Annotated in this window: 30 protein-coding genes; 5 read left to right on the top strand and 25 right to left on the bottom strand. The window is 44.1% G+C overall.

Annotation, left to right across the window (positions count from 1 at the left end; translation table 11 throughout):
- Nucleotides 1-14: 14 nt before the first annotated feature.
- The 4 genes from HMPREF9378_RS09025 (at nucleotide 15) to HMPREF9378_RS09040 (ending at nucleotide 5,632) form a co-directional block, all read left to right on the top strand.
- Nucleotides 15-653, top strand: coding sequence for a TerD family protein (locus HMPREF9378_RS09025; protein WP_002913433.1), 639 nt, complete (start codon nucleotides 15-17; stop codon nucleotides 651-653).
- A 99-nt stretch (nucleotides 654-752) separates the two neighbouring features.
- Nucleotides 753-3,383, top strand: a complete 2,631-nt coding sequence (locus HMPREF9378_RS09030; RefSeq protein WP_002913432.1) for a calcium-translocating P-type ATPase, PMCA-type — start codon at nucleotides 753-755, stop codon at nucleotides 3,381-3,383.
- A gap of 367 nt (nucleotides 3,384-3,750) precedes the next feature.
- The gene (locus HMPREF9378_RS09035; protein WP_002900102.1) at nucleotides 3,751-4,533 is read left to right on the top strand and encodes an HAD family hydrolase; all 783 of its coding nucleotides are present in this window, start codon (nucleotides 3,751-3,753) and stop codon (nucleotides 4,531-4,533) included.
- Nucleotides 4,534-4,555: 22 nt separating this feature from the next.
- The gene (locus HMPREF9378_RS09040) at nucleotides 4,556-5,632 is read left to right on the top strand and encodes an HpcH/HpaI aldolase/citrate lyase family protein (RefSeq protein WP_002900101.1); all 1,077 of its coding nucleotides are present in this window, start codon (nucleotides 4,556-4,558) and stop codon (nucleotides 5,630-5,632) included.
- Nucleotides 5,633-5,776: 144 nt separating this feature from the next.
- Here the strand turns inward: HMPREF9378_RS09040 and HMPREF9378_RS11645 are convergent, their stop codons facing one another.
- From HMPREF9378_RS11645 to miaA, 9 genes are all read right to left on the bottom strand, one after another.
- The gene (locus tag HMPREF9378_RS11645) at nucleotides 5,777-5,983 is read right to left on the bottom strand and encodes a hypothetical protein (protein ID WP_167395901.1); all 207 of its coding nucleotides are present in this window, start codon (nucleotides 5,981-5,983) and stop codon (nucleotides 5,777-5,779) included.
- The gene (locus HMPREF9378_RS11740) at nucleotides 5,953-6,348 is read right to left on the bottom strand and encodes a hypothetical protein (protein WP_032908773.1); all 396 of its coding nucleotides are present in this window, start codon (nucleotides 6,346-6,348) and stop codon (nucleotides 5,953-5,955) included. Before HMPREF9378_RS11740 ends, HMPREF9378_RS11645 begins: the two co-directional genes overlap by 31 nt.
- A 4-nt stretch (nucleotides 6,349-6,352) precedes the next feature.
- The gene (locus tag HMPREF9378_RS11735) at nucleotides 6,353-6,658 is read right to left on the bottom strand and encodes a hypothetical protein (RefSeq protein WP_002913428.1); all 306 of its coding nucleotides are present in this window, start codon (nucleotides 6,656-6,658) and stop codon (nucleotides 6,353-6,355) included.
- Between the two features lie 204 nt (nucleotides 6,659-6,862).
- Nucleotides 6,863-7,573, bottom strand: a complete 711-nt coding sequence (locus tag HMPREF9378_RS09055) for a class I SAM-dependent methyltransferase (protein WP_002913426.1) — start codon at nucleotides 7,571-7,573, stop codon at nucleotides 6,863-6,865.
- A gap of 6 nt (nucleotides 7,574-7,579) precedes the next feature.
- Nucleotides 7,580-8,335, bottom strand: coding sequence for an SDR family NAD(P)-dependent oxidoreductase (locus tag HMPREF9378_RS09060; RefSeq protein ID WP_002913425.1), 756 nt, complete (start codon nucleotides 8,333-8,335; stop codon nucleotides 7,580-7,582).
- The gene (gene rnz, locus HMPREF9378_RS09065; protein WP_002913422.1) at nucleotides 8,332-9,261 is read right to left on the bottom strand and encodes a ribonuclease Z; all 930 of its coding nucleotides are present in this window, start codon (nucleotides 9,259-9,261) and stop codon (nucleotides 8,332-8,334) included. The genes HMPREF9378_RS09060 and rnz overlap by 4 nt, the downstream gene beginning before the upstream one ends.
- Before the next feature lie 10 nt (nucleotides 9,262-9,271).
- Nucleotides 9,272-9,895, bottom strand: a complete 624-nt coding sequence (locus HMPREF9378_RS09070) for a hypothetical protein (protein ID WP_002913420.1) — start codon at nucleotides 9,893-9,895, stop codon at nucleotides 9,272-9,274.
- The gene (gene hflX / locus HMPREF9378_RS09075; RefSeq protein ID WP_002913418.1) at nucleotides 9,888-11,126 is read right to left on the bottom strand and encodes a GTPase HflX; all 1,239 of its coding nucleotides are present in this window, start codon (nucleotides 11,124-11,126) and stop codon (nucleotides 9,888-9,890) included. Before hflX ends, HMPREF9378_RS09070 begins: the two co-directional genes overlap by 8 nt.
- Before the next feature lie 31 nt (nucleotides 11,127-11,157).
- The gene (gene miaA, locus HMPREF9378_RS09080) at nucleotides 11,158-12,042 is read right to left on the bottom strand and encodes a tRNA (adenosine(37)-N6)-dimethylallyltransferase MiaA (RefSeq protein ID WP_002913416.1); all 885 of its coding nucleotides are present in this window, start codon (nucleotides 12,040-12,042) and stop codon (nucleotides 11,158-11,160) included.
- Nucleotides 12,043-12,124: 82 nt separating this feature from the next.
- Between miaA and HMPREF9378_RS11075 the strand changes: the two genes are divergently transcribed.
- Entirely contained in the window at nucleotides 12,125-12,295 is a 171-nt protein-coding gene (locus HMPREF9378_RS11075) for a DUF3042 family protein (protein WP_002895160.1), read from the top strand.
- A gap of 91 nt (nucleotides 12,296-12,386) precedes the next feature.
- Here HMPREF9378_RS11075 and HMPREF9378_RS09085 read toward each other — a convergent pair whose 3' ends face one another.
- From HMPREF9378_RS09085 to HMPREF9378_RS09155, 16 genes are all read right to left on the bottom strand, one after another.
- A complete protein-coding gene (locus tag HMPREF9378_RS09085) occupies nucleotides 12,387-12,785 on the bottom strand; it encodes a hypothetical protein (RefSeq protein ID WP_002913415.1) in 399 nt (132 codons plus the stop codon).
- A gap of 197 nt (nucleotides 12,786-12,982) precedes the next feature.
- Nucleotides 12,983-13,447, bottom strand: a complete 465-nt coding sequence (locus HMPREF9378_RS0110840; protein WP_002900090.1) for a hypothetical protein — start codon at nucleotides 13,445-13,447, stop codon at nucleotides 12,983-12,985.
- Nucleotides 13,434-14,360: a helix-turn-helix transcriptional regulator gene (locus HMPREF9378_RS09090; protein ID WP_002900089.1), complete on the bottom strand. Its 927-nt coding sequence runs from the start codon at nucleotides 14,358-14,360 to the stop codon at nucleotides 13,434-13,436. The genes HMPREF9378_RS0110840 and HMPREF9378_RS09090 overlap by 14 nt, the downstream gene beginning before the upstream one ends.
- 16 nt (nucleotides 14,361-14,376) lie before the next feature.
- Nucleotides 14,377-14,847 (bottom strand): GNAT family N-acetyltransferase, encoded by a 471-nt coding sequence (locus HMPREF9378_RS09095; RefSeq protein WP_002900088.1) that lies wholly within the window; start codon nucleotides 14,845-14,847, stop codon nucleotides 14,377-14,379.
- A gap of 11 nt (nucleotides 14,848-14,858) precedes the next feature.
- A complete protein-coding gene (locus HMPREF9378_RS09100) occupies nucleotides 14,859-15,608 on the bottom strand; it encodes a PHP domain-containing protein (protein ID WP_002903090.1) in 750 nt (249 codons plus the stop codon).
- 33 nt (nucleotides 15,609-15,641) lie between these two features.
- A complete protein-coding gene (gene hisE, locus HMPREF9378_RS09105) occupies nucleotides 15,642-15,956 on the bottom strand; it encodes a phosphoribosyl-ATP diphosphatase (protein WP_002900086.1) in 315 nt (104 codons plus the stop codon).
- A 126-nt stretch (nucleotides 15,957-16,082) separates the two neighbouring features.
- A complete protein-coding gene (gene hisI, locus HMPREF9378_RS09110) occupies nucleotides 16,083-16,427 on the bottom strand; it encodes a phosphoribosyl-AMP cyclohydrolase (protein ID WP_002900085.1) in 345 nt (114 codons plus the stop codon).
- Nucleotides 16,427-17,185: an imidazole glycerol phosphate synthase subunit HisF gene (gene hisF / locus HMPREF9378_RS09115; protein WP_002900084.1), complete on the bottom strand. Its 759-nt coding sequence runs from the start codon at nucleotides 17,183-17,185 to the stop codon at nucleotides 16,427-16,429. The genes hisI and hisF overlap by 1 nt, the downstream gene beginning before the upstream one ends.
- 2 nt (nucleotides 17,186-17,187) lie before the next feature.
- Entirely contained in the window at nucleotides 17,188-17,910 is a 723-nt protein-coding gene (gene hisA, locus HMPREF9378_RS09120; protein ID WP_002900083.1) for a 1-(5-phosphoribosyl)-5-[(5-phosphoribosylamino)methylideneamino]imidazole-4-carboxamide isomerase, read from the bottom strand.
- Nucleotides 17,888-18,511 carry an imidazole glycerol phosphate synthase subunit HisH gene (hisH, locus tag HMPREF9378_RS09125; RefSeq protein WP_032908768.1) on the bottom strand — a complete coding sequence of 208 codons (624 nt, stop codon included), beginning with the start codon at nucleotides 18,509-18,511 and terminating at the stop codon, nucleotides 17,888-17,890. Before hisH ends, hisA begins: the two co-directional genes overlap by 23 nt.
- Before the next feature lie 34 nt (nucleotides 18,512-18,545).
- The gene (hisB, locus tag HMPREF9378_RS09130) at nucleotides 18,546-19,130 is read right to left on the bottom strand and encodes an imidazoleglycerol-phosphate dehydratase HisB (RefSeq protein ID WP_002900081.1); all 585 of its coding nucleotides are present in this window, start codon (nucleotides 19,128-19,130) and stop codon (nucleotides 18,546-18,548) included.
- 11 nt (nucleotides 19,131-19,141) lie between these two features.
- Nucleotides 19,142-20,434, bottom strand: a complete 1,293-nt coding sequence (gene hisD, locus HMPREF9378_RS09135; protein WP_002913411.1) for a histidinol dehydrogenase — start codon at nucleotides 20,432-20,434, stop codon at nucleotides 19,142-19,144.
- Nucleotides 20,431-21,075 (bottom strand): ATP phosphoribosyltransferase, encoded by a 645-nt coding sequence (gene hisG, locus HMPREF9378_RS09140; RefSeq protein ID WP_002903093.1) that lies wholly within the window; start codon nucleotides 21,073-21,075, stop codon nucleotides 20,431-20,433. Before hisG ends, hisD begins: the two co-directional genes overlap by 4 nt.
- Nucleotides 21,072-22,061 carry an ATP phosphoribosyltransferase regulatory subunit gene (locus HMPREF9378_RS09145; protein WP_002903094.1) on the bottom strand — a complete coding sequence of 330 codons (990 nt, stop codon included), beginning with the start codon at nucleotides 22,059-22,061 and terminating at the stop codon, nucleotides 21,072-21,074. Before HMPREF9378_RS09145 ends, hisG begins: the two co-directional genes overlap by 4 nt.
- 55 nt (nucleotides 22,062-22,116) lie before the next feature.
- Entirely contained in the window at nucleotides 22,117-23,175 is a 1,059-nt protein-coding gene (gene hisC, locus HMPREF9378_RS09150) for a histidinol-phosphate transaminase (RefSeq protein ID WP_002903095.1), read from the bottom strand.
- Between the two features lie 473 nt (nucleotides 23,176-23,648).
- The gene (locus HMPREF9378_RS09155) at nucleotides 23,649-23,954 is read right to left on the bottom strand and encodes a DUF4298 domain-containing protein (RefSeq protein WP_002903096.1); all 306 of its coding nucleotides are present in this window, start codon (nucleotides 23,952-23,954) and stop codon (nucleotides 23,649-23,651) included.
- Nucleotides 23,955-23,979: the final 25 nt, after the last annotated feature.

Raw genomic sequence — 23,979 nt, 5'->3', positions numbered from 1 at the left:
GAAAGGAATCTCTCATGGCTATTAATTTCACCTCACTTGGCGGACCTGCCAATCCTACTCCAACACCCACTGAAGTTGCTCCTGCAACAGGAGGTGTATCTCTTGATTTAGAAAAAAATACTATCCTGGACTTAGCTAAAGCTGCTCCAGGACTTACAAAAGTTGACTTATGCGCTGGTTGGGATATCTCTGCCGGTGGTGCAGATTTTGACCTTGATATTTCTGCTTTCCTATTGAATGAGGCAGGTAAAATTACTTCTGCTAATGATGTTATTTTTTATAATAACAAAACTGCTCCTGGTATTCACTTAAATGGTGATAACCGTACTGGTGCAGGTGATGGTGATGATGAAGTTATCAATTTGGATTTAGCTGCTCTCTCACCAAGTACCCATAAGGTCATTTGCGCTGTTACCATCGATCAGGCTATCGCTCGTCGTCAAACATTTGGCATGGTTAATAATTCCTATGTTCGCTTAGTTAATGCAGAGAACAATTCTGAACTTTGCAAATTCCAGCTTAAAGATGATTATTCTACCGATACAGCTGTTGTTTTTGCAGAACTTGTAAAAGATGGTTCAACTTGGGCCTTCCACACCATTGGTGAAGGTAAGCAGGCTGATTTAAATGGTATAGCTGCACTCTTTAGCTAAAGACAAACAGTTGCCATATCAAGTTTTATTGACATACAAAAAAGAGACTGAACACTATTGTCTCAGCCTCTTTATTTTTAGAAAGGACAAATAAACCAAATGAATAACTTTAAAGGGCTAAGCTCAGCTGAGGTTGCAGCAAGCAAATCAGCCCATGGAGATAATAAACTTTCCAGTAAAGAAGCCAACTCACTTCTTTCAATATTTATTGAGGCTTTCAAGGATCAGTGGATTTTGATTCTGCTGGCGGCCTTAGGTCTCAAAATTATTTTCAACTTTATCGGCATGATTTTCCCAGGTATTGGTGAGGCAAATTGGTACGAAGCAATCTCCTTGATTTTTGCCATTCTCCTGTCAACAGGATTTTCTGCTATCTCACAATATCAAAATGAGCAAAAGTTTAATACATTACAAGAAGAAGCTAGCAAAACTAATGCTAAAGTCTATCGTGACGGTAAACTTAAAGAGATTTTAGTAGATGATATTGTCAAAGGAGACCAAATTCTTCTTCAAACTGGTGATAAAATCCCAGTTGACGGGATTATTCTTGCTGGAGAATTAAAGGTAAATCAAGCTATCTTGAATGGGGAAAGTGAAGATGCTACAAAAATCGCTTTAGGTGATAATGCAGAACCAGATAGTCAGGACCTCTTTACAGAATTAAAAATCTTCCGTGGGACTGTGGTAACATCTGGTGAAGCTGTTATGGAAGCAACTGATATTGGTGACCATACTGTTCTTGGAAGCATCAATACCTCTCTCCAAGAGGATGGGAAAGATTCTCCATCAAAAGAGAAATTGAACAAACTGGCAGAAAATATTGGCGTTCTTGGATACAGTGCTGGTGCGGCTTACTCTGTCATCAACCTTGTTCTTGGTTTTCTTGCTTTAAATACTGCAAACAATTTGAATCTTTCATCTATTTTCTTATTAGTCATTGAAACAATTCTCTTTGCAGTGACTATCATTATCATGGCAGTTCCAGAAGGATTGCCTATGATGCTGGCTCTTGTATCTTCAATGAACTCAGGCCGCTTGCTAGCTCAGAATATTCTAGTTCGTCATCCTGATACTATTGAAACAGCTGGTTATATGAATATCCTTTTCAGCGATAAAACTGGAACAATTACAGAAGGGAAACTATCTGTTGTTGATTTCTTCCTTGGCAATGGAACTCTTTATGAGACAACTGATGAGAGTTCTGCTGCTGATTTCTCGAGTATGTCTGAAAAGTTACTCAAGCAAGTTATTCATGGCATTGGTTTAAATAATGACGCTAATATAGCAGATGGTATAGCTGTCGGAAGTAACGCAACTGACCGTGCTCTTTTAGATTTTCTAATCAACCGCAATCTCTTAGATTTTGATACAAACACTATTGCTGAAAAAGAACAGTTTAACTCTGCTAAAAAATATGCTAGTGTTACGACTAAGTCAGGCGAAATTTACATCAAAGGAGCACCAGAATTTATTTTAGACGATTGTCATTTCTATCTTGATAAAGACGGAAATAAGACTGCTTTTACTGCAGCTGATAAAGATAAATTCTCTGCTATCTCTTTAGAACAGGCTAATCGTTCTATGCGCCTTCTCGCTATTCTTAAGAAAGAGGGAGCAGACAAAATCTTGATTGCTGTTGTATGTATTCGAGACAATGTACGGGATTCCATTAAACAGACTGTTGAAACAATGAACAAGGCTGGAGTTCAAGTAGTTATGGTTACAGGGGACCGTAAAGAAACAGCTGTCGCTATTGCTAAAGAAGCCGGAATTGTTACCAGTGATACGGACTTAGTCCTAACCCATGATGAGCTAGAGAACCTCTCTGACGAAGAATTAAAAGCGCAACTCCCTAATATGAAAGTTGTAAGTCGTGCCTTACCAATGGATAAGAAGCGCTTAATTGAAGCAGCTCAAGATCTTGATATGGTTTGTGGTATGACCGGTGACGGTGTCAATGACTCTCCTGCTCTTAAAGCTGCTGATGTTGGTTTCTCTATGGGGGATGGAACTGAGGTTGCCCGTGAAGCTTCTGATATAGTTATTTTAAACAATAGTTTGACGTCTATAGAAAAAGCAGTACTTTACGGTCGGACAATGAGCAAATCAGTTGGCAAATTCATTATTTTCCAGCTGACAGTTAATGTAACTACCATTGCTATGTCTCTTCTCTCTCCTCTTTTTGGTCTGAAAGAGCCATTTACAATTATTCAAATCCTTTGGATTAACCTCATCATGGATACTCTAGCTGCTCTAGCATTTGGTGAAGAACCTACCTTAGAACGGTATATGAATGAAAAGCCAGTAGCTAAAAAAGCTAATATCCTGACAAAATATATGAAGTCTGCTATTGGAGTTGCTAGTATTTTCATTACTCTTGTCTGTCTAGCTATTCTTAAAAATGTAGCTGGCATTCAAGATTTCATCACTAATGGAACTGGAAACTTTGAAATGGTAACTACCTTCACCTTTACTGTGTTTATCTATGCGATTATCTTCAATTCCCTCAATACTCGCAGTACTGGTCTTAATGTTTTTGAGCATATCTCAGAAAACAAAAAATTCTCAATTGTTATGATTTCCATTGCTATCGTTCAATCTTTAATCATTCAGTTTGGTGGACAGGTCTTCAATACTGTTCCTATGGATATTGAACACTATATTGTAGCACTTGCTATTGCTGTTCTGATTATCCCTATAGACTTCATCCGAAAAGCTCTTACAAAATAAATGTTAGTTATAGAAAGGCTGAAACACTAGTGTTTCAGCCTTTACTTATCAACTCTTTTAGTGAAGTGACTATGAATACTTCATGAACAGGGAAAATTTATACATGACAATAATCTACTTGATTCTTTATAAATGCTTCCAAGACTAGACTTATCGGCTCTTTTATAGTAAGATTGGTATAGTTTGATGAATTACACACTTTGATAACTAAAATTTATTCTCTTAAGTCATTTAAGTTTGACCAAAAATTTAAGATAATCAATCTAACTTTAATAAGCTTTAAATATAACTGCTTGAAATTAAAAAAGAAATTTTTATTTTCTATTAAAATTTTACAACTATCAGTCCCAAAAAAGAGAGGAATATTATGCTTTTTGCTACTGATTTAGATCGAACCATCATTTATTCTAATAAATTTGTTGAAAATTATCAGACTGTTTCTTGTGTAGAACATCTAGACGGACGTGAAATCTCCTATATGAGCCATAGAGCATTGGAATTACTGGCTCAAGTCAAAACTCGCTGCGATATCCATTTGGTTCCAATTACAACTCGCTCGCTAGCGCAGTTCTCACGCATTATCCCCCTACAAGACTGCCCTTATGCTGTTGTTGCTAATGGCGGAATCATTCTGCATAAAGGTCAACCTTTAAAAGTCTGGCAGGAACACATCGAAAGAACTCGACAAATACAAGCATTGGATTATCCTAAAATCTTAGATATTTTAACTAAATATCAAAAATACTTAACTAGAACTCCATCTTTGGTTGACAATTTATTCTTTTTTACTAAAGTTACCGAAGATCAGGATATCGTTCAAGAGTTTATCTTGCCAAATCTTGAAAAAGATTTAAAAAATTTAGAATGGACTTTCACTCTTCAGGGGCTTAAACTTTACATCATCCCTAAAGAAATTTCTAAAGAAAACGCTCTTTCTTTTTTAAAAGACTATCTCAAAGAAGAATTTCTAATTACTTCGGGTGACGGAAAATTAGATGCTGGCTTCTTATCTTTAGGCGATATAAAAATGATACCAAAGAACAGTGAAGTTTACCAGCTTATCGATAATAAAGATAGCTATACGATTGTTAATCAAGGAATAGAAGGCGCTGAGGATATTCTTTCAGTAGTCCTCGAACAAAAAACTTAAAAGTGTTGAATGGAAGATTTGAATGAAATTTACTTATGATTCTATACCCCTATTTAAAGAAGGATGCCAATTTAATCAAAATTCCCCAAAAGATTTATTGCAATATGCAATAGCTGGACTTCTTTATATGCCCGCTCATCGAACTCAGATAGTTGATGAAATTATTGCTGGCCTCCATCCTTGTTGTAGCTCAATCTGTCTAGATCTAGAAGATTCTATTGGAGATGGAACTGTTCATCAAGCTGAATTACAACTCTTTGAGACTTTAGACAAACTGAATCAAGCCTTGGAAACTGGCCAGCTAGATTTTGATTCTCTCCCTTTAATTTTTATCCGAGTCCGTTCTTCCCAACAATTTAATCAAATGCTCGAGCATTCTTCTCCTGATATCTTTAAACTAGTTTCTGGATTTAATTTTCCTAAATTTGATTCTACTACTGCTCCTGCCTACCTTCAAGTTTTCGACAATTTTAACAAAAGAACAAATCAAACATTTTACATAATGCCAATTCTTGAAAGCGAGAGCATCATGAAAAAGAATACCAGAATGGAAGAACTTCTTTTTATATCAGAGTTATTAAAACCCTATAAAGAGAAAGCTTTAAATATCCGTGTGGGAGCAACTGATTTTAGTAATATTTTCGGTATTCGTCGTAATGTCCACCAGACTATCTACGATGTTAAACTTATTGCTGACTGTCTAACAGATATCTTAAATATTTTTTCCGCAGATTATATCTGTTCAGGACCAGTATGGGAATACTTTAATAGCCGTTTTCAAGACGGTAATTGGGCTCATGGATTGAAAAAAGAGCTAGAGTTAGACAGACTTAATGGATTCATTGGAAAAACTTGCATCCATCCCTCTCAGCTAAGTCTTATTGCTGAGAATAACATTGTTAGTTTAGAGGACTACCAGGATGCTCTGACAATTCTTAATACAAATCAGCAGCAAATTGGTGTAATAAAAGGATATAAAGAAAACCGGATGAATGAAATGAAGCCGCATAGCAAATGGGCAAAGAAAATTATTCAGTTAGCAACAGTCTATGGCGTAGCTGAAGGAGATAATACAAAAGATAATTCACTGAAATCGTAGAACGACATATAAAGGGTGTTCTGCCTAACTTTTTCCTTGACTAAAAACACACGCATTAAAACTGAACTTAATGCGTGTGTTTTATTTTAGATAAAGAAATAGCAACTATTCATCTTAAACATGCCAAATTTTTTAGCGATAAATTTAACCTTTCTCCCGCCATCGAATCACCAACTCTGACGTCAGGTGGGGCAGGATAATCGTCAGAAGGAAGGCGCAACGGCCATTTTCCCACTTGGTCAGCTGCTGGGATTTGAGCAGAAAGAAAGACAACTCAATAAAGATAGGATGGAGGAAGAAATAAAGGATACTTAGATCTTTTAAATGTCGCCAGTTTTTTCGCGCTTCCACCGTGTTTTTAACAGCCAATTGAATAAGAAAAGCGTAAAGGGAATGAGAGCAAAGAAAAAATTTTTATCCAGTCCCTGCCTCATGTAAACCAGAACTCCTTCACCTACTAGGAAAAGACTTGCCAACAGAAGAAACAGCCAGCGTTTCTTCTGAAATAAGGCTATCTGCCCGTAATCAGCTAGAAAGTAGCCTAAATAGATAAAAATAGGCGTATAGAAGAGGCCATTCCTGCTAGTGAAAAAGAGCTTGGCATAAGCATCATACCAGTCCGTCAGCAGACTAGGCGCCAGATAGGCGTGATATGTCTCAATAGCACCTAAGGTGTAGAGAATTAACAAAAGGGCAAATGTTTTCTTGGGACCCAACTTCCTATACAAAAAATGGACCAGCAGCAAGCCTAAGAGAAAGGCGGGGATATACCAAGAGCTGGTAACTCATTCCGATGTAGAAGAGCGCTGCTAGAATAGCCAGCGGAGCTAGGTAGAGAGGCCAGTGCAGAGATTGGAAGTAAGTCAAAGCATAGGGAAGATAGACCAAACTCCAAAAGCCATAGGCCTTTAAAATACCTTTGATATACAGAGTCAGTTTCACGTCTTGAGGCTCTTGCTTCCAGCGTACTCGGAAAAAATAGGCTGAAGAAATTAAAAAGAAAGGAACCGCCATGCGACCAAACATACTCTTTTGAACAAAATGCAGGGCTTCATGTTCAAAAAGCCTCTGACAGTGAACCAGAATTACCAAAATGGAAGCAATATATTGAAAAAGGCTGAGCAGGGCATAATTGACTGGTTGCTCTGGCTCTATGACTTCTCTCCTTTGCAGAAAGCTTTCTCCTTACGGGGTTTGTTTAAGATGTAAAAGAACACTTTTTCATTCGATTTAGGACTTAACTAGCCAAACATGCTGAAAGGCAGCGATGTCCCGATAAGGAGATTGGTTGCAGACAACCAGCTCCATCTTAAGCATCTTTTCAGCCCAGTCAGGGACAGTTTTGTAGTCATTGGATTGCAGCCCGTAAAAAATTCGTAGTCCTTGATAATCTTCAACTTCTAATGGGAGACCTGAAATCATTTCTTTAATCTGATAGACCTTTGCAGCTCCCATGCTGTGGGTTTGATATTCCTGACCCGCCAAAAGCTGCTGGGCCTTCTCTGGATCATTTTCAAAAACCACTGTATGCATAATCCGCCCAACTTCGTGATGCTTGACCAGAGAAATTTTGCCGTCCTTTTTTAAGAGGCGGGAAAATTCTGCTAAATAAAGAGCAGGGTCTGATACATACTCTAAGACATTATGACAGATGATGACATCAAAAGACTGATCTGGCAATTGTTGCAGAAGGTCCAAGCTGCCTTGCAATTGCTCATAATAAAAGTTCTGCTTGCGCTCAGCAATCATTTCTGGGCTCAGCTCGATGGCGGTCACTTGGTTGTTTTTCGCTAGAAAATCAGCCACAATTCCAAAACCACTGCCGAAATCCAGGATTTTCTTGTCCTTCAGTGACTCTAGAAAGGCAAAAACAATATCATACTGAAGCTTGCCCCAAGGCGCCTGCAGATGAGCTTTGTAAGCTTGTAGATTAGCTGTCATAAAACCTCACTTATAGTTAAACATATTGGCTGCCATCTTGTCGGCAATTCTTGGAAAAAGGGTATAAAGCTTGTGAGCTAGATTGAGAATCCCAGGTAGATTAATTTCCCGCTTCTTTTTGCCAAAGGAACTGACAATTTTGCTCGCTACAAAGTCAGGCTCAAGGATATACTTGTCGACTGCTTTTACATAGGAACCGTCAGGATCTGCTTGATCGAAAAAGGAAGTTTTGATAGGACCTGGGTTCACCGTCGTGACATAGACCCCAAAAGGCAGGAGTTCCAAACGCAGGGTGTTGGAAAAACCAATAGCCGCAAACTTAGTCGCCGAATAAAGACTAGACTTGCTACTGGCAATGAGGCCGGCCATACTAACGATATTGACGATATGTCCTTGACCTGCCTGCTTCATGCGAGCTCCAAAGATCCGGGACAGGTTCATCAGGGCAAAGGTGTTGACATCAAACATGGCCTCGATATCATTTGAGCTGATTTTGTCAAATTCTTCAAAAATCCCATAGCCAGCGTTATTGACTAGTACATCGACGTGGCCGTACTGACTGTCAATCCGCTCAGCAAATCTTTCCAAAGCTGAGCTATCTGTGATATCCAGCTCCACTAAGTCAAGATTTTCCCTTTCTCCATATAGTTTTTCCAGCTTAGCCTTGCTCCGTCCGACCAAAATCAGTCGGTCATGGGGCAAGAGCTTAACCATTTCCTGAGCCAGCCCACCGCTAGCCCCTGTGATGATGATGGTTCTCATATCTCCACCTCTTCCAAGTCCTTAACCACATGGACGTTGTCAAAGACAGTACTGGCATCGCGGCGCATTTGGCTGATGTCCTTGGCTAAAAAGCGAGCACTGATATGATTGAGCAGGAGGCACTTGGCACCAGCTTCCTTGGCTACTTCTGCTGCTTGCATATTAGTAGAGTGACCGTGATTACGGGCCAATTTTTCGTCTCCCTTGCCATAGGTCGCTTCATGGACCAGTACATCTGCTGCCACAGCCAAGCGGACGCTGACAGATGTCTTCCGAGTATCACCCAAAATAGCAATGGTTTTGCCCGGACGAGGGGCTGATATATAATCGGCTGCGATGATTTTAGTCCCATCTTCTAGGACGATATCCTGACCATTCTTGACCTTGCCAAAGAGGGGGCCAAAGGGAACACCCGCTGCTCGTAGCTTATCTGCATCCAGCGTTCCTTCCAAATCTTTCTGCATCACCCGATAGCCCACACAGAAAATCGTGTGATCCAGCTTATCCGCATAAACTGTGAACTTGTCCGTTTCAAGAATCTTGCCAAGACTGTTTTCATCAAACTCATGAAAATCAATCCGATAAGGCAGGCGAGAACCAGACACGCGCAGGCTAGAGAGGACAAAATTCTTAATACCTTTGGGACCAAAAATCTCTAGGTCCGTCTGCTCTTCATTAGCCTGAAAAGAACGACTGGACAGAAAGCCGGGCAGTCCAAAAATATGGTCGCCATGCAAGTGAGTAATAAAAATCTTGCTGATTTTGCGCGGTTTAATCGTCGTCTCCAAGATCTGGTGCTGGGTCCCCTCACCGCAGTCAAACATCCAGACTTCATTGATTTCCTCCAAAAGCTTGAGGACAAGGCTGGACACATTGCGAGCCTTGGAGGGCTGACCGGCTCCGGTTCCTAAAAATTGTAATTGCATATTTTTCTTTCTAAATGATATAAATCATGGCAGAACGATTCTGCGAGTGATAGTATTTTCTGCCAGCATAGGACTGAGCCAGCTGACTGACTTCATCTTGATTATAGCCAAGAACTCTTTGGCTGCCATCCGCAAGCTGCTGCCAATCGGTCAAGGCAGTCAGTTGCTTACATTCCACGACTTGAGACTCAGCTTTGAGAGGCACCATTTTTATTCTCCCAGCTTCTTCGTAGACCAAGTACTGTGGAAAGACTTGGGCAATTTCAAAGAGTAAATCGGCTGTTACTGGCTCTGGCTTTTCAGGAAAGACCAAGCCGACTTCCTCGCTCTCATAGCAAAATCCATAGGACTTGCCAGAAAGATTAAGCCGTACAAAAGGTTTATTTTCTACAAAGCTAGGCTCCGCATTCCACAAGTCCAGCGCCTGGCTAATCTCTAAAAAATAGGCTGTCGCGGCTTCCGGACTTTTCTTTTGATAAAGCTCAGCAAAGTAAGCATTGATAACGCTGGGCGGCAGTGTGATGAAGCTACGCTTCTGCTCTTCTGTCAGGCCAGCCAATACTTGCTCTAAGTAGACCCTGTCTAGACTAGTAAAGCCGCCGTATTTGAGGGCCAAGTCAATATAATCAATCATAAAATTCTTCCAGCTTCCATTTGTTTTTCTCGGCAATCCAACCTGAAATGGTTTCGACATCGTCTATGTATTCTCGCTTCCCCATAATCGCTACTTTCTCTAAATCATGAATCTTGTAAGCTTTAGCCGGCGCTACCTTGATGGTAAAAGGCAAAAAGAGCTCTTTCATCCGCTCCAGCAGGACTTGCTGTAAAACAGCTCTGCTATTATCAGCCTTAGCTGAAATCAAAGAATAAGGAGTCAGGGTCGGAGTGAAATCCTCCGCCTTGTCCGCTTTGTTATAGAGAGTCAGACGAGGAATATCCAGCATGTCCAGCTCTTTCATGATGTCGAGGACAGTCTTTTCGTGCTCCTCATGATGAGGGTCGCTGGCGTCAATAACATGGACCAGCAAATCGACATTTTTACTCTCTTCCAGTGTGGATTTAAAGCTGGATACTAGCTCTGTCGGCAAATCCTGAATGAAGCCAACTGTGTCCGTCAGCGTGACGTTGAGCTGGCCACTGAGGTTGATGTTCTTGGTTGTAGCGTCTAGCGTCGCAAAGAGTTCGTCCGCCTCATACTGGCTCTTGCTGGTCAAGCAGTTCATGATAGTGGACTTGCCCGCATTAGTGTAGCCGATGAGTCCGATTTTGAAAATGCTGGATTCCAGCCGTTTTTCACGAACGGTCGCCCGATTTTTCTCCACTACCTTGAGCTGGCGCTCAATATCATGAATCTGATTGCGGACACTGCGTCGATTGAGCTCCAGCTGGCTTTCACCAGGACCGCGGGAGCCGATTCCACCAGCTTGACGGCTGAGCATAATACCCTGCCCAACCAAGCGAGGCAGCAGGTACTTGAGCTGGGCCAGATGCACCTGCAGCTTGCCCTCATGACTCCTAGCCCTCATGGCAAAAATATCCAAAATCAGCTGCATACGGTCAATGACCTTGACCCCCAAGCTTTCCTCCAGATTGACATTTTGGCGAGGTGTCAAGCGATTATTGACAATGACGGTCGAAATCTCTTCGGCATCAACCATCTGCCGGATTTCTTCTAACTTGCCAGATCCGACAAAGGTCTTGCTGTCATACTTTTCCCGTTTCTGGCTATAGGAGCCGACTACCTCAGCCCCTGCAGTCTTAGCTAGGCTTTGCAGCTCCTCCATGGATAGGTCAAAATTCTCCGTATCTGCTAGTTCCACACCGACCAGAAAGACACGCTCTGTTTTTTTCTCTGTTTCTATCATCTCATATCCTTACTAAGACTTGGTCAGCCAGCTACTTGTCCAGAAACTTTCTGATGTCTTCCATGACCTGATTTTTATAGTCTGGATTTCCCACCTGATAGAAGGTCACGGACATCCGATTGCGAAACCAAGTCAGCTGGCGCTTGGCGAAACGTCGGGTATTCTGCTTGAGCTTGTCCACTGCCTCTTCTAGGCTCATCTGACCTTCAAAGTAGGGGAAAAGTTCCTTGTAGCCGATACCCTTACTGGCTTGACTTGTCGGAGCATTCTCAAACAGCCAACGAGCTTCTTCTAAAAGTCCGGCTTCTAGCATCAGATCAACTCGCTTATTGATTCGCTCATAAAGTCGCTCTCGCTCATCATCGAGGCAAATCAGCAGGGCTTCATAATCAGGTTGATTGTTTTCTAGTTGACCACCCAGATGGGCAATCTCCAGCGCCCTCATAGCCCTGCGTCGATTCAGCTGGGGAATCTCGATACCCAGCTCTGCTATTTTCCTAAACAAATCCTCATCCGACCAACTATCCAGCTGCGCCCGATAGGCCAGAATCTCCTCGTGAGGAACGGAGCCGCCCAGATGATAGCCCTCGAGCAAGCTCTGGATATAGAGCCCTGTGCCACCGCAAATGATGGGAAGCTGATCTTGAGCCGCAATCTCACGAATAGCCTGAGCCGCCTCAGTCACAAAATCATAGGCCGAGTAGCTCTCGCCAACCTCCCGCACATCCAGCAGATGATGGGGAATGCCCTCCTGCTCTTCAGGACGAATCTTGGCCGTACCAATATCCAAGCCACGATAGACCTGCTGGCTGTCACCGCTGATGATTTGGCCATTGAAGCGCTTGGCTACCTCGATACTCAGAGCCGTTTTTCCGACCGCCGTAGGCCCCACTATCACAATTATCTTGGTTTTCATCTTTTTTCCTTGAAAAAATTTTGATTTTTCGTTACTATTAATTATAACATAAATAATAAAAGTTCAGAAAAGGAGAAATCACATGGCTAAAGGATTTGGAAAAGGCGTTCTTACAGGAGTTGCAGCTACTGTTGCTGCTGTGGCAGGCGCAGTATATGCAGTCAAGAAAAAAGTCATCGAACCTGAAGAACAAAAAGCGGCTTTCATCGAAGAAAACCGTAAAAAAGCAGCTCGCAAACGTGTAGCACACTAAGCCTGCACATTTCACTAAAAAGCCTGGAAAAATCCAGGCTTTTTTCTTTTTTAAAAGAAAACAATCAAATCGACTGCTGCAAACAAATCTATTAGACTTTAAAAGCTCTCTCTTTCTTGGGCGGTTGAATGCCATGAGAGCTAAAGATATAATTGCTTAAGAGCAAGAATACTAACAACTCAAGCACAAAAAATAAATCAAAAGCAGGATTGGACGACAGAGAAATGAAAGAAATCGCAAGACACACAATTGTGACATAAAAGATTTTCAAGCGTTTGATATAGAGCCAGAAGAGGTCAAGGCTTTGCCTGCCATTGATCTGCGACTTAGACTTGCTTTCCGAGTACCAGATGATAAATACTTCCGCAAAAAAGAATAGACCTAGCAAAATGATCATTCTCCAAAAATGAACCTGCAGTAGAATTCCCGCTGCAAGTAATAACAAAACACCCAAGCTCAGCGCTACCACTGCTCGTCTAGTATTAGTCATAAAATCAACTCCTTTATATGACTACGAAGAACAGTCAAATTAATTGTTCCTAATCGATTAGATTGCTCTAGGAGAACATATTTTATTTCGGCTTTATTTTACCACTTGGCAAGAAAACTTACAAATAATACGATAAAGCATTTGTAGAAGTCATTGGTTACTGAAAAAAGCCACCATTCGGTGACTTTTCTACACGCTTATCTCCCTTGCATAAACTCTTGGAAACGATGAGTATCAAAATAAATGGTGGATGCAATTAATTTGTCTGATTCGTCAAATTTTAAAAATTCTGCGACATCCAATTCTAGTTCTTTTCCGTGTGGCGACTGCAAGCGATAGCGATTTAAAGCTGCTGCTTCTCGTCCCTCTACCAATAACTTCTTCACTTCAAGATGCTGACTTAAAGCATAGAATTGACCTGCACCTTGCAGATAAACATCACGACCTTGCCTGATCTTCTGACTATCACACATCCCATAATCAAAATGTTCAGCCACGAAATCTTCCCATCCTCCTTTATTGACTGCGGTAAAATAGCTTTCTGCTAATGTTTTTGTATCCATATGTTGAACCTCCAAAAATAATATAGGCAAGCACTCAAACAATGAGATTTTCAAGCCATTTAAAATTATACAAAAAGCAATATGACTACAGTCTGTCATATTGCTGAAGATTTTTTTGAAGAGTATGAATTAATTTATCCTGCAGTTCTTTTGGCGATATGACCTTTACTTGATGAGCAAAACTTAAAATCAATTCGAAAAAGGTCGGTGTCAATGCTCTGAAAGCATGTACCTTTATCCTTGTTTGCTCAACAGTGATTTCTTCTTCTGTGAAGTGGTCATAAATTTTTGGAAGCGCAGATTCTGTGAAAATCAGCTCTACTTCTTCTTTATTGCCCTCAACTTTATCTTTGGATGGATTTAGAAAAAGATCTAGCTTTTCTTGAGATAAAAGCGGGTAATCTCCAGCTTCGATACCCTCTTCTACTTGCTGCAAATCACGAATCCTGCTGAGTTTGAAAAAACGAAAATCTAACTTTTCCAAACAGTAGCCGATAACATACCAGGCATTCAGTTTAAAAATCAGACGATAAGGAAGAATCGTTCGCTGGCTTAGTTCTTGTTTTTTAGAAAAGTAAGAAAAGGAAATTTTCTTCCCTGTTTGTATAGCCTGCTCAATTTCAAGTAAATAATTTGTATTGAGAGACCAGGAACTGAGATCAAAGTAAAATGGATTTACCTTATCGGTCGCCTCTTGAGAAGCAAACTTATGCTCAAGGCTGCCAAAACTTGGACGACCAACGATTTTGCCGACATTTTGACTCATATTGATGATAAACTGCTTTTCTTCTTCTGTGAAAAAGCTACTGTCCATCTTGTAGTCATCCGGTATATAAAAGCCACCCTTATCTCCGCGTTCTGAGTAGATAGGAATTCCAGCTAAGCTGAGTGTATCCATATCTCGATATACGGTACGAGTAGATATTTCAAAACGTTCAGCAATTTCTTTAGCTGTTATCTGCCTCTTATTCAAAAGGGCTAGTAGAATATAAATTAATCGTTCTAGTTTCATGAGTTTTCTTTTCTTATTACAATCGGCACAGCATCAAATAGTTATCTTCCCTCTCTTCAACCGTGACAAAGCCCAGTCTTTGATAAAAGCGAACGGCAGGATTGTCTTTGGAAACGGAAAGGGAGACACTTGGGTAGCCTTTGGCCTTGAGCAGGTCCAGCATGGCTGTCATCAACTGCTGACCTAGACCTTGGCTTCTGAACTCAGGCAGGAATGAAATGGATAGAGAGGGAGTCTGGTCGTCATAATAGCCGTAATCTTTCATGATGCGAACCCAGACTGCTCCGACCAGCTGACCGTCCACTTCTGCTGCTAAAGCCCAATCATCTGGCTGCTGACCAAAGTCCTTGATATACATCTCTAAATCTGGCTCTTTCAGGATGCTTCTAGAAAGCGGCGCTAGACCTTGGGGAATAAAAATAGCTTGGTAAAGAAATTCCTCTAAGAGCGGGATTTCCTCTGATTTTAAGGGCCTAATCTCGGCCATGATTTCTCCTTCTAGATCAACTGCTCTTCACCTATGCCTGCCTCCGCTAAGATTTTGGCAACTCGGTCAAACTGCAAGCGGAAATGCTCCAGCTTGTGGCCATCTGATCCCACTGAAAAGCGCTGACCGCCCAGCTCCTTGACTAGCGAAAGAGCGTAGATATAGAGTTCCTCGTGACCATATAGATACATGGACTTGCAGTTGAGCTCAAAGGCCAGACCATGGTCAATCATCTTCTGAAAAAGCTGTCGCAGCTCTGGTTCAAAAGTTTTTAAGTCCTCTACGGTAAGCGCAAATTTTCGGAAACCATAGTCAAAGTGAGCTAGTACATCTGCTGGCACAGCCTCAATAGCCTCTTCTAACTCTCTCAGGTATCGGGGAATCAGCTCCATCTTATCCAGCTGCAGGACTGGCTCTTCCAGATAGTCAAAACTGCCATTGTGGTGGACAGATAGGAGTTTCAAGTCGTATTCCTTGTCCGCTAGGAAAGCTAGAATATCATCCTTACGCGGAGCGTAATAGCCAATTTCAATGCCCTTTTTGATGCGGTTGCCATATTGCTGGTTCAGCTCAGCTATTTTTGCTGAATAGGCCGCATAGTCAGGTACATCATCATGGGGTGAGGCCGCTTCATAAGGGTAGGGATTGGACAAATCATAGTGCTCAGTGGTGACAATCTCGCCCTCATAATGGTCCAGATAGTCACAGAAATCTGCCTCAGAATCATAGGAAAAATAGGTATGAAGATGGTTGTCGCGCATGCTGGACCGCCTTTCTGCAAATCTTATATCCGTTTAGTATTGGTCAATTTCAGGTCGGTCGTGAATCCGGCTCTGCTTGCCCTGTCGGGCCTGGAGGACGGCCTCTACCTCTTCCAGACTGACGCCAGTCTCGACGAGAGCGACCGCTAGATGGTAGAGCAGATCAGCTGTCTCATTGGCCATCTCGTTCTTATCAGCGTTTTTGGCCGCAATGACCACTTCTGTCGCTTCTTCACCGACTTTTTTTAGAATCTTGTCCAGCCCCTTGTCATAGAGATAGCTGGTATAGGAGCCTTCCTTGGGCTCTTTTTTGCGTTTGAGGGATTCTTGATAGAGGGTTTCTAGCATAGTATCTCCTTGTTACTGTCCTTATTTTACTATAAAAAGCAATTCTTTCCAATGGCGGGCCGGAGGCTCGATACTGACCTCTTAGTTTTATTCTTGCATTAACCAAGTACTAAAGTAAGGGAGCTTTTAGTCAGTTTTGCCGTCTTCTTCATCCCAGATTGTATGGAAAAAGCAGGATTTAGCACCGGTGTGGCAGGCTGCTCCCAGCTGATCTACCTCGATCAGCAGGGTATCTAGGTCGCAGTCAGCTGTGATTTTTTTGACGGGCTGGTAGTGGCCGCTGGTGGCTCCCTTATGCCAAAGCTCCTGACGTGACCGGCTCCAGTACCACATCTGACCGCTGGTGCGGGTCAGATGGTAGGCTTCTTCATTGAGATAGGCCAGCATAAGGACTTCTTTGCTGGTGTGGTCTAGGATAATGGCAGGTATGAGACCGCCTTGCTTTTGAAAATCTAACTTTACTTCTGTCATCAGATGCGCACCTCCAATCCAGCTTCCAGCATGGCTTTTTTGGTCTCTGCGATGGAGACCTGACCATAATGGAAAATCGAAGCGGCCAAGGCACCTGTCGCTGCAGTCTTTTCAAAAACTTCTAGGATATGCTGGCTACTGCCAGCACCACCAGAGGCGATGATAGGAACGGAAACCACTTGGGAGACAGATTCCAGCATTGGCAAGTCAAAACCAGACTTGGTCCCATCCTTGTCCATACTGGTCAAAAGAATTTCCCCCGCTCCAAGACCGACAGCTTCTTGGACCCAGTCTAATAGATTGCGACCGCTGTCCTTGCGGCCACCAGCTAGATAGACATGCCAGCTGCCATCCGCTTCTTTCTTAGCATCCACAGCCAGTACCACGCATTGGCTGCCGAATTTCTCAGCGCAGTCAGCCAAAAGCTGAGGATTTGCCAGTGCTGAGGAATTAACTGCAACCTTATCCGCACCAGCCTGCAGCATCCGCTTCATGTCCTCAACCGTGCGAATGCCGCCCCCGACGGTAAAGGGAATGAAAACCTGCTCCGCCACGCGCCGGACCATCTCGACCGTCGTGTCCCGCTCCTCATGGGTGGCGGTGATGTCCAGAAAGATCAACTCATCGCAGCCAGCTTCATAGTAAGCCTTGGCCGCATCGACTGGATCGCCCACATCAGTCAGATTGACAAAGTTGATGCCCTTGACCACCCGACCGTCCTTGACATCCAGACAGGGAATGATTCGTTTTTTCAGCATGTCTATCCCCTTTCTGCTTTCTTGATCTGATCTAGGCTAATTCGTCCACTGTAATAGGCCTTGCCCACAATGGCTCCAGCCAAACCCAGTTTTTTCAGCTCTTCTAAATCGTCCGCTGACTGGATGCCACCAGAGGCAATGACTTGAGCATGCTTGAGAGCTGCTAGCAATTTTTGATAATGCTGGATATTGGGGCCAGTCAGAGTCCCGTCTCGGTTCACATCCGTATAGACGAAGAGGCGGACGCCGATTTTTTCCATGGCCAATGCCAGACTGATATAGTCCTGATTGCTGGTTTCCAACCAACCCTCAGTTGCAACCAGCTCTGCTTTCGCATCAATGCCAATTACGATTTTTCTGCTTCCAAAGCGCTCTAGCGCGGCCTCAACAAATTCAGGATTCTTAACAGCCATAGAGCCAATAATGACACGGTCAATGCCAACTGCCAGGTAATCTTCAATCTGCTCCAAACTGCGGATGCCGCCCCCGACTTGGATGGCTAGGCCAGTCTCCGCTTTAATCCGAGCAATCAAATCTCGATTGGCCGCCCGACCTTCTAAGGCTCCGTCCAAGTCAACCACATGAATCATGGTAACGCCGGCTTCTTTGAAAACTTTAGCTTGCTCCAAAACATCGGGATTGACTACCGTCTTCTGGCTAAAATCCCCTTTAAAAAGGCGGACGGCCTGGCCGTCTTTGATATCAATAGCGGGCAGTATTTTCATAGACATACTCCTTAAACTTCTCTAGGATACCAAGGCCAACAGCACCAGACTTTTCTGGGTGAAACTGGCAGCCAAAGACCGATCCTCGGTGAATCATTGCTGGGATAGGTCTCCCATAATCAGCCGTCACATCCAAGTACTCCTCCGAAACATCTGTGTAGTAGCTATGGACGAAATAGACTGACTGGCCCTCAAGACCAGCTGTCAAAGCAGACGACTGACGGATTTGTAAGTCATTCCAGCCCATGTGAGGCACAGGCAGACCAGCCTGGTCCGGAATCCGACGGCAAACACCAGGAATCAAACCCAGTCCAGAGCTTTGACCATTCTCCAATCCATACTCCAGCAGGAGCTGCATGCCTAAGCAAATGCCCAAGAGAGGCTTGCCATCGGCCACAGCCTGTTGAATAACGGAAACCAACCCTCGCTTTTCCAACTCCTGCATGGCAGTAGGAAAAGCACCGACTCCTGGTAAAATCAAACCATCTGCGTCCAAAATTTCCTGCGGATCAGCTGACAGGCGCGCTTCTACTCCGACATGAGCTAGAGCACGGAGAACATTGGCAGTATTTCCCGCGTCATAATCAATAACAATCATCATCTCTACATCAACTCCTTTCACTCAGAAGGGCAAGCTAGAGCAAGCCCTTGGTGGAGTTAACTCCATGAATCTCTGGATTTATCGTAATAGCCTCCCGTAGAGCTCGGCCAGTCGCTTTAAAGAGGCTTTCCGCCTTATGGTGACTGTTCTTGCCATGAAGGATTTTCAGGTGCAGATTCATCTGCAAATTAAAGGCTAGGGCTTGGAAAAATTCCTCTACCAGCTCGGTGTCAAAATTCCCAAGTTTGGGATTATCAAAATCCGCCTCAAAGACCAGATAGGAGCGGCCGGATAGGTCCAGACTGGCCATACCCAGCGTTTCGTCCATAGGCACAAAGCTAGTGCCGTAGCGGTTGATGCCGGTCTTGTCTCCCAAGGTCTGACACAGAGCCTGCCCCAGCACGATACCCACATCCTCAACCGTATGGTGGCTGTCCACCCAAAGGTCGCCTTCAGCCTTGACCGTCAGAGAAATCCGACTGTGGCGGGCAAAAAGGGTCAGCATATGGTCAAAGAATCCGACACCGGTCTCGATAGCTACCGGCTCCTGTTGGTCCAGATTCACAGCCAGCTCAATATCAGTCTCCTGTGTTTTTCGCTTGATTTCAGCTTGTCTCATGGCAACTCCTTTTATTTTTCCTGTCTGCGGGCTTCGATGGCCTTGGCATGTCCCTGCAGGCCTTCTGCATAGGCCAGACTGGTAATATCCTTGTCAGCCGCCCCTACAGCAGCGCGGCTGTACTGGGTGTACTGGATGCGCTTGATGAAGTCATAGACTCCCAGAGCTGATGAAAAACGGCTGGTGCTGGTTGTCGGTAAAACGTGGTTGGCTCCCGCATAGTAGTCACCAATCGGCTCACTGGTATAATGCTCCAGAAAGACAGAGCCAGCATTTTCAACCTGATCTAGATAGCTGTAGGCATCGTCCATGGCAATTTCCAAATGCTCCGGTGCCACCTGATTCATGAGCTCAAACATGGCTTCCTTAGAAGGGGCAAGGATAATGCGGCCATTATTCTCAATCGAAGCACGCGCGATTTCCTCCCGCGGCAGCTCTTTCAGCTGTCTGTCCAGCTCTGCTTCGACTTGGTCTGCCAGCTCCTCCGAGTCGGTCACCAGAATAGCCCGAGCCAGCTTGTCGTGCTCGGCTTGCGACAGGAGGTCAGCTGCCACATAGACGGGACTGGCTGAACGATCCGCAATGACCCCAATCTCCGAAGGCCCAGCAATCATGTCAATCCCCACGATGCCATAGACCATCTTTTTGGCCGTAGCCACAAAGATATTTCCCGGTCCCGTTATCTTATCTACCTTGGGAATGGTCTCAGTTCCATAAGCCAGGGCTGCTACACCTTGGGCTCCACCAATTTGGAAAATCCGATCCACACCAGCCAGCTTGGCTGCGACCAAAATCGCTGGGGTAAAGTGCTCCTGGGGCGGTGTAATCATGATGATTTCTTTGACACCGGCAATCTTAGCTGGGATAACATTCATGAGGACGGAGGACGGATAGGCTGCGGTGCCGCCAGGTACATAGGTGCCGACCCGCTCAATCGGCCTAATCAACTGACCACGGACAACGCCCTCACTGGGACTGTCCTCAAAACCAGTCTCCAACTGCTGGCGGTGGTAGGATTCGATATTGGCTTGGGCATTTTTCAGGGCAGCCAAGACCTCTGGATCAATCTCCTCAAAGGCCTGGTCGATTAGCTCCTGCCCAATCTCAAAATCTGTCACCTCAACCTTGTCAAAAAGCATGGTATAGTCTCTTAAAGCTTGGTCACCATCTTGTTTGACCGTTTCTATAATCTCAGCCACCGCTTCTTCCACATCTAAGTTTTGCTGGCTGAGCTGCAGCTGCTCTTCGTATAAAATCTGTGAAATTTCTTCGTTACTTCCACTTAAACGCTTGATAATTGTCATTTAAAAGCCACCTCTCTTCTTCCTACTAGGGATTCAATCTTTGCCACAAAAGGCATGATATCCGGATTATTCTTCAGGGAAGCCTGATTGGCAATGAGTCGAGCTGATACCCGGCAAATGTCTTCAAAAACCCGCAGGCCGTTAGCTGATAGGGTATGCCCCGTCTCCACAATATCAACAATGGCATCCGCCAGACCCAGCACCGGTGAAATCTCCACACTTCCCTGGATAGAGATGATTTCCACATCTTCCCCCTTTTGATTAAAATAATCAGTCGCTACTGTTGGGTACTTGGTCGCAATTCGCTTGCGCTTGTGATCATGAGGATCATAGCTGGGCACTGAGGCTAGTGAAAATTTACAAAGGCCAAAGTTCAGATCCAGCAGCTCCAAATAGCCAGTCGGATGCTCAAAGAGAATATCCTTGCCGACAATGCCTAGATCAGCAACTCCGTGGCGCACATAGGTCGTCACGTCAGGCCCTTTGACCAAGAGAAAGCGAAAGCGACTGTCTGGACTTTCAAAAATCAAGCTGCGCCCCTTGTCTGCCATGAAGGACATATCAAAGCCAGCCTGGGTCAAGAGCTTGACCGTATCTTCCTCAATCCGCCCCTTGGTCAGGGCAATGGTAATCTGACTCATCTGCCATCACCTTCCTTTCCGCCCTCGTCAGGCAGGTCATCATGAATGGCCTGATAGACACTGTCAATGTCTAGGGACCAGCCGATAGCTGTCAGCTCTGCTGCCCCGAAGCGCTTGAAAAGCTGGTCATAGCGACCACCTGATAGAAAGGCATCTGGCACTCGGTCGCCAAAGACCTTGAAAGTCAATCCAGTATAGTAAGGCATGGCCGCTACCTGCCCCAAGTCCATAGTTGTCTGTTCCAGCAAGCCTGATAGGCTCTGCAGAACCTGCTCTATATCATCTAGAGCCGTCAATATCCGCTCGTTGTCAACTATCTCTCTAGTCCTAGCTAAAACCTGTTGGCTAGGACCAAACAAATAGGGCAGCTCCTGCAAAAAATCATCAAATTCACTAGGTCTGGTCTGGGTGAATTCAAAGAGTCCTGTCCGATTTTTCTTGCGAATATAATCAAGCAGCTGGGCCTCCTCCTGCGAATCCAAGGCCAGACTCTCTAGGATGGTCTGCAGGATCGCCGCATGGGAAAACTCGAACTGATAAGACTTAACCTGCGCTAAATCCAGCGACTGCTTGGCTGTCTTGATAGCCTCAAGCACCGCTTCGCGAGCTGGATAGCCAATAATCTCAATACCAGCTTGGCTGAGCTCGTTGGCAAGACCACGCAGCTCTTCTTGATAGTGAAAGACCTTGCCTGAATAAGAAAACTTGGTTGGCGTATGAACCCTGGTCGATGCAATAACCCGACCAATCTGGCTGGTCACATCTGGCCGTAGCACCAATAGCTCGCCTTTTTTATCGAAAAGATGATAATGATGGGGCTCCACATGGTCACTGAAGACCTCGAAGTGCTCCAAAGTCGGCGTGTCAATCCGATTGAAGCCCTGAGCCATCAGAAAATCGCTGATGTCCCGCTCAATCTCGTAGGTCACACGTGCCCTCTTGAAAAGCTTGTCATGCATGCCAATTGGAAGGGTGATTTTATTCATAGGCTGCTTTCCTTTCTTGCTCTATTCTTACACTAGCTGGCTTTGAGTCAAACTCTCAGCTGCTGCAAATTTCCTTGATAGCTTCTAGGACAGTTTCCATCTCCTCTCGCCGTCCGATGGAAATGCGCAGAAAGTCTTTGATTCGCTCTGCTTTTGGAAAATACCGCACATAAATCCGACGCTCCTCTAGCTGCTGGAAAAGCTCTGCTGCAGAGATTCTAGTTGGCTGAGCTAGGACAAAGTTGGTCTGACTAGGCAGGACTTGGAAATCCAGCGCAGCCAATTCTCCAGCAAACCAATCTCGGGTCTCTCGAATGGCTCTGCCGGTCTCCAAATAATAATCCCAATCTTTCACCGCTGCAAGAGCCAAGCGCTCTGCTAACATATCCACTGAGTAAGGATTGATGGAGTCCTTGACAGCTTTCATGACAGCTATTAAGTCTGGATGGCCGATGCCGTAGCCCACCCGCAGACCAGCCAAGGCCGCATCCTTGGAAAAGGTCCGTGTGATAAAGAGGTTGGGATAGGTTTCTAGAAGAGGCAGGGCAGATTGACCGCCAAAGTGAATATAAGCCTCATCCACCACCACGACCACATCTTGATTGGACGCTAGAATTTCTTCCAACTGATCCAGCGTCAGATAGATCCCCGTCGGGGCATTGGGATTGGCTAGGATAATGCCGCCATTATCTCCAAAATAATCGGAAGGATGGACCTCAAAATCAGCTGTCAGTGGGATTTCTCGAAAAGGCACGTAGTAGAGGTCCGCCCAGACCTTGTAAAAACCATAGGTCAAATCCGGAAACAAGACCGACTCGCCTCTGTTAAAGAAGGCCAGGAAAGCCATGGACAAGATGTCGTCACTGCCGTTACCAATAATGAGCTGGTCGGGCGATACACCCAAGTTTGTCGCCAAAGCCTGACAGAGCTCTGCCTGATCCAAACTGGAATACTTGCGCAACTCCTGGGTATCAAAGTTCTGCAGGGCCTCTGCCACCTTAGGACTCGGCCCATAAGCATTTTCATTGGTATTGAGCTTAATCATGTCTGGCTCATTGGGCTGCTGCCCCGCTACATAGGGATTGATTTGCCTGAGACCTTTTAGCTTAACCATCTTGCCACCTCTCTTTCACACACTAGCCATTATCTGACTCTGATTATCTTTTAGAACTTCTAATAAATGAAAGACGGAATTTACCGCTTTGGTAAAAGAAAATGGGGGAATCTTCTAGTTTAAATATAATAAAAAGCCCTCGCAAAAAAACTTTGCAAGGACGTTGACACGCGGTTCCACCTTTATTCGGACCCCAGTCGCCTGAGGACCCTCTGGGAGTACGAGACTCCAGATTGATAACGGCAATCAGCCGTCGGACACTAGTCTCAGACTGCTGACTGATTTCGCATCCGCACTCAAGAATGTGTCGTCTAAGGATTGCGCACCGTCTCACCATTAGGCACTCTCTGTTTCTTGTCTTAGACTTTTTCTCTCATCGCTTTCAATTTATTGTTGAATATTCTACATGAATTTTTATTAAAAAGCAAGAGGAAAATTGAAAAAAATTAAATATTTTTTTCTTTCTAAATGTATTAACGTTCTTTCAGCATAGCACTGGACAAATCCAACAAATTAATCGCTGTTTCAAAATGCTCCCCCATCAGGTCATAGACAGCATCTTCGCTTAAGACGCCGCAAGCTATATTTTCAGGGAAATCCGGTCCATTCGAGAACTCTAAATCATCAAAAAATTCCTGACCAGTATAGTAGTCTCTCAACTGGATATAATCTGACTGGCAACGCTCCAACTCAGCTAAAGCTTCCTGGGCTCTTGTCAATACCTGAGAATATTTATTCAGGTGCTTTTCCATTTTTTGAATGCGTTCTAACTGTTCCACAGGCTTCCTTCCTTTCCAAACACGA

Origin of the sequence: Streptococcus sanguinis SK1 = NCTC 7863, assembly GCF_000194945.1 — a bacterium.
GTDB lineage: Bacteria > Bacillota > Bacilli > Lactobacillales > Streptococcaceae > Streptococcus > Streptococcus sanguinis.
Note: the sequence above shows the minus strand (reverse complement) of the source record. Positions and strands in the feature narration are given on the sequence as shown.